8 protein-coding genes are annotated in these 6,705 nt (G+C 64.9%); 7 read left to right on the top strand and 1 reads right to left on the bottom strand.

The features are described 5' to 3' along the window. The 7 genes from AADJ04_RS17270 to plsY form a co-directional block, all read left to right on the top strand. A partial coding sequence (locus tag AADJ04_RS17270) for a branched-chain amino acid ABC transporter permease (protein ID WP_341240371.1) occupies window positions 1-556 on the top strand: 556 nt, incomplete at its 5' end. Window positions 557-565: 9 nt separating this feature from the next. Continuing rightward, window positions 566-1,543: a branched-chain amino acid ABC transporter permease gene (locus AADJ04_RS17265; protein ID WP_341240370.1), complete on the top strand. Its 978-nt coding sequence runs from the start codon at window positions 566-568 to the stop codon at window positions 1,541-1,543. Beyond that, entirely contained in the window at window positions 1,540-2,298 is a 759-nt protein-coding gene (locus AADJ04_RS17260; RefSeq protein WP_341240369.1) for an ABC transporter ATP-binding protein, read from the top strand. Before AADJ04_RS17265 ends, AADJ04_RS17260 begins: the two co-directional genes overlap by 4 nt. Then, window positions 2,295-3,014, top strand: a complete 720-nt coding sequence (locus AADJ04_RS17255) for an ABC transporter ATP-binding protein (RefSeq protein ID WP_341240368.1) — start codon at window positions 2,295-2,297, stop codon at window positions 3,012-3,014. The genes AADJ04_RS17260 and AADJ04_RS17255 overlap by 4 nt, the downstream gene beginning before the upstream one ends. Window positions 3,015-3,265: 251 nt before the next feature. Next, window positions 3,266-4,327 (top strand): aldo/keto reductase, encoded by a 1,062-nt coding sequence (locus tag AADJ04_RS17250; RefSeq protein ID WP_341240367.1) that lies wholly within the window; start codon window positions 3,266-3,268, stop codon window positions 4,325-4,327. Between the two features lie 157 nt (window positions 4,328-4,484). Beyond that, window positions 4,485-4,976 carry an aminoacyl-tRNA deacylase gene (locus tag AADJ04_RS17245; protein ID WP_044395447.1) on the top strand — a complete coding sequence of 164 codons (492 nt, stop codon included), beginning with the start codon at window positions 4,485-4,487 and terminating at the stop codon, window positions 4,974-4,976. Window positions 4,977-5,023: 47 nt separating this feature from the next. Beyond that, on the top strand, window positions 5,024-5,653 hold the full coding sequence (plsY, locus tag AADJ04_RS17240; protein ID WP_341240366.1) for a glycerol-3-phosphate 1-O-acyltransferase PlsY: 630 nt from the start codon (window positions 5,024-5,026) through the stop codon (window positions 5,651-5,653). A 43-nt stretch (window positions 5,654-5,696) separates the two neighbouring features. Here plsY and AADJ04_RS17235 read toward each other — a convergent pair. Continuing rightward, the coding region (locus AADJ04_RS17235; protein ID WP_341240365.1) for an HD domain-containing phosphohydrolase at window positions 5,697-6,705 on the bottom strand (1,009 nt) is incomplete at its 5' end.

Raw genomic sequence — 6,705 nt, 5'->3', positions numbered from 1 at the left:
TTCGGCCCCGGCTGCGCTGGCCGGGCCGGTGGAACTGTTTGCGGGCCTGCCATACCCTTCGTACCGGCTGCTGGTGCTGGGCGCCGGGGTGCTGGTGGCGCTGCTGCTGTACCTGCTGGTCAACCACAGCCGCGTGGGCATGCTGGTGCGCGCGGGCGCGTCCAACCGCTGGATGGCCGAGCTGATGGGGGTGCGCGTCACGCGCATCTTCAGCGGCATTTTTGTGCTGGGTGCGGCCCTGGCCGCGCTGGCGGGCGCGCTCATGGGGCCGCTCGTGGCCGTGCAGGTGGGTATGGGCGAGTCCATCCTGATCCCGGCGCTGGTGGTCATCGTCATCGGCGGCATTGGCTCGGTGCGCGGGGCCTTTGTGGCGGCGATGCTGGTGGGGTTGGTGGACACGATTGGCCGAGCCTTTTTGCCCCTGCTGCTGCGCGCCACGCTGCCTCCGGCCCTGGCGGCCGATCTGGGTCCCCTGTTTGCCGAGGTGTCCATGTACGCCCTGATGGCCGCCGTGCTGGCCTTTCGCCCTGCGGGGCTGTTTTCTGCGAAAGCCTGAGCCGTTTTTATGCAGGCGACCATTTCTTCCTCGACTTCCCCCTCGCGCTGGAAAGCCGCCGCATGGCCCCTGGCCATCCTGCTCGCGCTGGCCTTGTTTCCCCCGGTGGCTGCGGCGCTGGGGCTTGATTTCTACATCGGCTTTGTGCGCCGTGTGCTGGTGGTGGCGCTGGCTGCGGCCAGCCTGAACTTCATCATGGGCTTTGGCGGCATGGTGGCGCTGGGCCACGCGGGCTTCATGGGCGTGGGAGCCTATGCGGTGGTGCTGCTCAGCGATGCCGGGTTCGTCTCGGCCTGGGTCATGTGGCCTGCGGCAGCGCTGCTCGCGGCGTTTGCGGCGCTGGTCATTGGCTCGATTTCGCTGCGCACCAAGGGCGTGTACTTCATCATGATCACGCTGGCGTTTGCGCAGATGCTGTACTTCGTCTTTGTGTCACTGCGCAGCTATGGGGGCGACGATGGCTACACGCTGATGGCGCGGCCCGCGCTGGGCATGGGGCTGGAGATGGCTGATGAGGCTACGCTGTACTGGGTGGTGCTGGCCATCGTTGCCGCGCTGCTGTGGTGGCTGGACCGGGCCGCGGGTTCGCGCTTTGGCACCGCGCTGGTCGGCATTCGCGACAATGAAATCCGCATGCGGGCACTGGGCTACCCGGTGTACCTGCTGCAGCTCACGGCCTTTGTGGTGGCCGGGGCCATTGCCGGGCTGGCAGGTGCACTGCTGGCCACGGGGAACAGCTTTGTCAGCCCGTCGATGATGCACTGGACGCAGTCGGCCACGCTCATCGTCATGTTGATCATTGGCGGCCTGGGCCGCCGCTGGGGCGGGCCGGTGGGCGCGGCCGTGTGGCTGGCGCTGGAAGAGGCGCTCAAGCTGCACACCAGCCACTGGCACATGCCGCTCGGCCTGCTGTTGATTGCTACCGCCCTCTATGCCCCCAAGGGGCTGGCGGCGCTGAGTGATCTGTGGGCCAGGAGCAAGCCATGAGCCTTTTTCAGGTGCAAGGGCTGGTCAAGCGGTTTGGCGGCCTGCTGGCCACGGACCATGTGAGCCTGACGGTGGAGCCGGGCGAAATCCACGCGCTCATCGGCCCCAACGGGGCGGGCAAGACCACGCTGGTGAACCAAATATCGGGCCTGCTGGCGCCAGACGCCGGGCGCATCGTGCTGGGCGGCCAAGACCTCACGCACCTGCCCATGCATCGGCGGGTGGCGCTGGGCCTGTCGCGCTGCTTCCAGGTCACGCGCATTTTTCCGAACCAAAGCGTGCGCGACAACCTGGTGCTGGCTGTGCAGGCGCACAGCGGTTCCAGCTTTCGGTTCTTGCAGCCCCGCTCCAGTTCGCATGGCTTGTACGAACGCGCCGAGCAACTGGCCGAGCGGGTGGGCCTGCAGCACCAGCTGCACGGACTGGCGGGAGCACTGCCGCATGGTGCCCAGCGCACGCTCGACGTCGCCCTGGCGCTGGCGGCCACGCCCAAGCTGTTGCTGCTGGACGAGCCCATGGCCGGCATGGGCCCTGATGAATCGGTGCAGATGGTGGCGCTGATCGACACCCTGCGGCGCGACATGGCCGTGCTGCTGATCGAGCACGACATGGACGCCGTGTTCCGCCTGGCTGACCGCATCTCGGTGCTGGTGTATGGGCGGGTGCTGACCAGCGGCACCCCCGACGCCATTCGCAACAACGCCGAGGTGCAGGCCGTGTACCTGGGCACCGAAACGCTGGAGACCGCCGAATGAGCGCGCCACCACCCTTGTTGAGTTGCCAGGGCCTGGAGGCCGGGTACGGCGCCAGCCAGGTGCTGTTCGGTATCCACCTGCAGATTGCTGCGGGCGAGGTGGTGTCGTTGCTGGGCCGCAACGGCATGGGCAAAAGCACCACCATCAAGGCGCTGGTGGGGGCGCTGCGGCCCACGGCAGGCAGCATCCACTTTGCCGGCCAGCCCACGGCGCGCTTGCCTTGCGATGCAATAGCCCGCCTGGGCCTGGCTATCGTGCCCGAGGGGCGTCATGTGTTTCCCAACCTCACCGTGCGTGAGCACCTGGTGGCTTTTGCCGACCGGCGCAACGGCCTGAGCGATGTGTGGGACCTGGAGCGCATCTACGACGTGTTCCCGCGCCTCAAAGAACGGCAGCACCACTTGGGCAGCCAGCTTTCGGGCGGCGAGCAGCAAATGTTGGCCATTGGCCGCGCACTGTCTACCAACCCGCGGCTGCTCATCCTCGATGAGGCCACCGAGGGGCTGGCCCCCGTGATCCGTGAGGAAATCTGGCGCTGCCTGGCCGCCCTGAAAGCCGCAGGCCAGACCATCTTGGTGGTTGACAAGTACGTGCACCGCCTCATGGACTTGGCCGACCGCCATCTCATCCTGGAACGCGGGCGGCTGGTGTGGGAAGGGGACTCTACCGCGCTCAATGCCGACCGCCGCCTGTGGGAGCGCTATTTGGCGGTGTGAGGCGCGGGATGCTGTGTTTGGTTTGCTATTAAATCAATAGCTGGTTGCGCTTGTTTTATAAGCGCTGGAGCCACTTTTTATTCAAAATATTGCAGAGGCGCTGGCAAGGCTCATCGCCTGCAGCCCGGCGCAATCGCTTGTACGATGTCTGCCGCCGCGGGCGGGCTCTTGCCCCGGTGTTCCTTCTTCCCCTGGGCGTTGCCTGCACTGCACCCACTGCGAGTGGCGCCTGCCTTCGGAGTTTGTACTGCATGCAACACATCACACTGGGTCAGAGCGATCTGCGCGTGACCCCCATCTGCCTGGGCACCATGACGTTTGGCGAGCAGGTCAACGAGGCAGATTCCCACGCCATCCTCAGCCACTCGCTGGCGCGCGGCGTCAACTTCATCGACACGGCCGAGATGTATTCGGTGCCCGCACGGGCCGAGACTTTTGGCGCGACGGAAACCATCATCGGCAACTGGTTTGCCAAGAACCCTGGTGCCCGCCAAAAGCTGGTGCTGGCCACCAAGGTGGCAGGCCCTTCGCGCGGCATGCCTTGGGTGCGCGAAGGCAAGGGCATGACATCGGCGGACATCATTGCCTCGTGCGAAGGCAGCCTGCGCCGCCTGCAGACCGATGTAATCGACCTCTACCAGATCCACTGGCCCGAACGCCATGTGCCCGCCTTTGGCACGCTGTATTACGACCCGGCCAAAGAAACTTCGCAAACGCCCATCCACGAGCAGCTGCAAACACTGGCCAAGCTGGTGAAGGCGGGCAAGGTGCGCACCATCGGCCTCTCGAACGAAACCCCCTATGGCGTGCACGAATTTGTGCGCCTGGCCGAGCAACACGGCCTGCCGCGCGTGGCCACGGTGCAGAACCCCTATTGCCTCATCAACCGCACCTGGGAAAACGCGATGGACGAGACCTGCCATCGCCTGAATGTGTCGCTGCTGGCCTATTCGCCCCTGGGCTTTGGCCTGCTGACGGGCAAGTACGACGAGCACGCACCGACCGACGCTGGGGCCCCCCAGGGCGCACGCATTGCCCGCTATGAATCGGTGCGCAAGCAGCGCTGGGGCCGCCCCGAGTCGCTGGCCGCCGCCCGCCGCTACAACCAGCTCGCGCGTGACAACGGCCTCACGCCCACGCAGATGGCGCTGGCGTTCTGCTACACCAAGTGGCAGGTGGCCAGCACCATCATCGGCGTGACATCGCTGGCGCAACTGGACGAAGACCTGAACGCCTGGGGCACCACGCTGTTGCCCGAGGTGCTGCAGGCGATTGATGCGATCCGCTGGGAGGCGCGCGACCCAGCGCTGTGAATAGGGTGGATGAGGCTCCATCAACGCAAAAGGGCAACCCTGGTGTTGCCCTTTTTGATGGCGCTAGCCAAGAAGATTCATGCGGTGGCCGCCGGTAAATGCGCCTCGCGATTCAGGCTGGGGATGGTTACCATCGAGAGTCACCCTGTTTTGCACCATGGCCAAGAGAGAACACGTTTCCGAAACCCCCGCCACCCAACTGCTCAAGGCCCACAAGGTGGCCTACACCGAGCATCCTTATGAGTACCTGGAGCATGGCGGCGCCCAGCACAGCGCTGCGGTGCTGGGGCTCGACCCGTTCATGGTGGTCAAGACGCTGATCATGCAGGATCAGGATGCCAAGCCGCTGGTGGTGCTGATGCACGGCAACCGCAAGGTGTCCACCAAAAACCTGGCCCGGCAGATCGGTGCCAAGTCGGTGGAGCCTTGTGCCCCAGAGGTTGCGAACCGCCACAGCGGCTATTTGGTGGGGGGCACGTCTCCGTTCGGCACCCGACGTGACATGCCGGTTTACATCGAAGAGAGCATCCTCGGTTTGCCGCGCATCGCCATCAACGGGGGGCGCCGAGGCTTTCTGGTGCAGATCGACCCGCGCGTGTGCGTCGAGCTGCTGGGGGCGCGGCCGGTGCAGTGCGCACTGGCAGAATAGCCGCCGCATGCGGGCGTGCCCGTACCGAATCTATCCAAGGAGTTGTTTTGACCGCCGTGTATCCCCTTTTAGCCACCGTGGCTGCCTACTTGCTGGGCTCGCTGTCGTTCGCTGTCATCGTCACCCGGGTGATGGGGCTCAGTGACCCACGTACCTACGGCAGCAAGAACCCGGGTGCAACCAATGTGCTGCGCTCGGGCAGCAAGGTGGCTGCTGTGGTGACTCTGCTGCTGGACGCCGTGAAGGGCTGGCTGCCCGTGGTGCTGGTGCACTGGTTTGGCAAGCCCTATGGTCTGGAAGAGGGAACCATCGCTCTGGTGGGTTTGGCCGCATTCCTCGGGCATTTGTGGCCCATTTTTTTCCGCTTTCGGGGTGGCAAGGGCGTTGCGACGGCCCTGGGGGTTCTGTTGGGTATCAATGCCTGGCTGGGTTTGGCCACCGCCGTGACCTGGCTGCTGATCGCCGTGTTCTTTCGTTATTCCTCGCTGGCGTCACTGGTGGCTGCGGTGTTTGCACCGGTGTTCTATCTGCTGGTGGATGGGGCTGTCTGGTATGCAGAGCAAAGCATTGCTGCAGCCATTGCTGTGATGGCCATGCTGTTGGTGTGGCGCCACCGCGAAAACATCAAGCGCTTGCTGGAAGGCAAGGAGTCCAAGCTGGGCAAGTCAAAGAAGTAGCCAGACGCGCCGCGCACGCGGGAGCAAGTGCGGCTGGCGCGCCTCAGTGCAGGCCCAGCGTGGCAGGCGTGGTGACCAGGCTGTGCATGCCGACGTTGTGCTGGGCGGCATACAACCCGAGCCGCACCATGGTGCGGTGGTTGAGTTCCACAGTCACCGCCGAGCGGGCCAGCGCCGACTGTATGCGTGGCCTGCCCTGGGCTGTTGGGTGCAGCAGGGGCTTGGCCTGGTGGTTGCCTGCCCGGTCCAGCAGGCTGGCCACCAGCGGGTGATTGGCTTTTTCGCTACGGCGCAAGACAATCGCCGTGTCACCGTTGTCGAGCTTTACGAAAGTGCCTGGCGGGCACAAGCCGATGGCCCGCACCAGTGCGTAGCTCACCTCGTCGTTCTGCTCCACCTCCTGCCCCACAATCGCACGCACCGAATCGGTGGCGCTGCGCCCGGCTCGGGACTTGCGGGGGCTGATCATGGCGGCATACCGGTCTATGGTTCCGAGAATGCGTGTCAGTCGATCGGGGGGCGTCTGTGATTCCAGCGGTATCCGGTCTGAAATATGTGCATGGTGCTGCCCCACCACGTCCAGCCACAAAGGGTCAGTGATGAACAGCCGCGCCAGCAGCGCCTGGCTTTGCAGGGGGTGATTTTGGATGGCTTCCTGCTGCTGCGGTGTCGGCTTTTCCCGCTGCTGCGCGAGCTGGTCTTGCAGCGCGGTCATGCCGATGTTCATGGTCAGCGCCGCGCGCACCAGGCTGTCTCGCTCGGCGGCTGGAAGCTTCAGCTCCTGGGCGAGGATGTGGCACAGCGTTGCGCACACCAGGGCGTGTGACGCGCTGTAGCTGGCTGTTGACGTGGCCGCCAGCTGAAACATGAGGTATAGCGCCGCGTCATTGTCGTGGGCAACCAGATCCTGCAACCACACATCCAGCTGGCGGAGCTTTCCCGGGAAGTCGTGGATCAGCAGGGGTTTGGACAGCAGCAGCGACAGCGCCGTTTCCAGGTCAGACCACAGGCTGAGCAAGTCTTCGTACTCGCCTTCATGCTGTTTTGCCGTG

This window comes from uncultured Acidovorax sp., assembly GCF_964021665.1.
Taxonomy (GTDB): domain Bacteria; phylum Pseudomonadota; class Gammaproteobacteria; order Burkholderiales; family Burkholderiaceae_C; genus Acidovorax; species Acidovorax temperans.
This window is presented reverse-complemented; position numbering and strand designations above follow the sequence as displayed.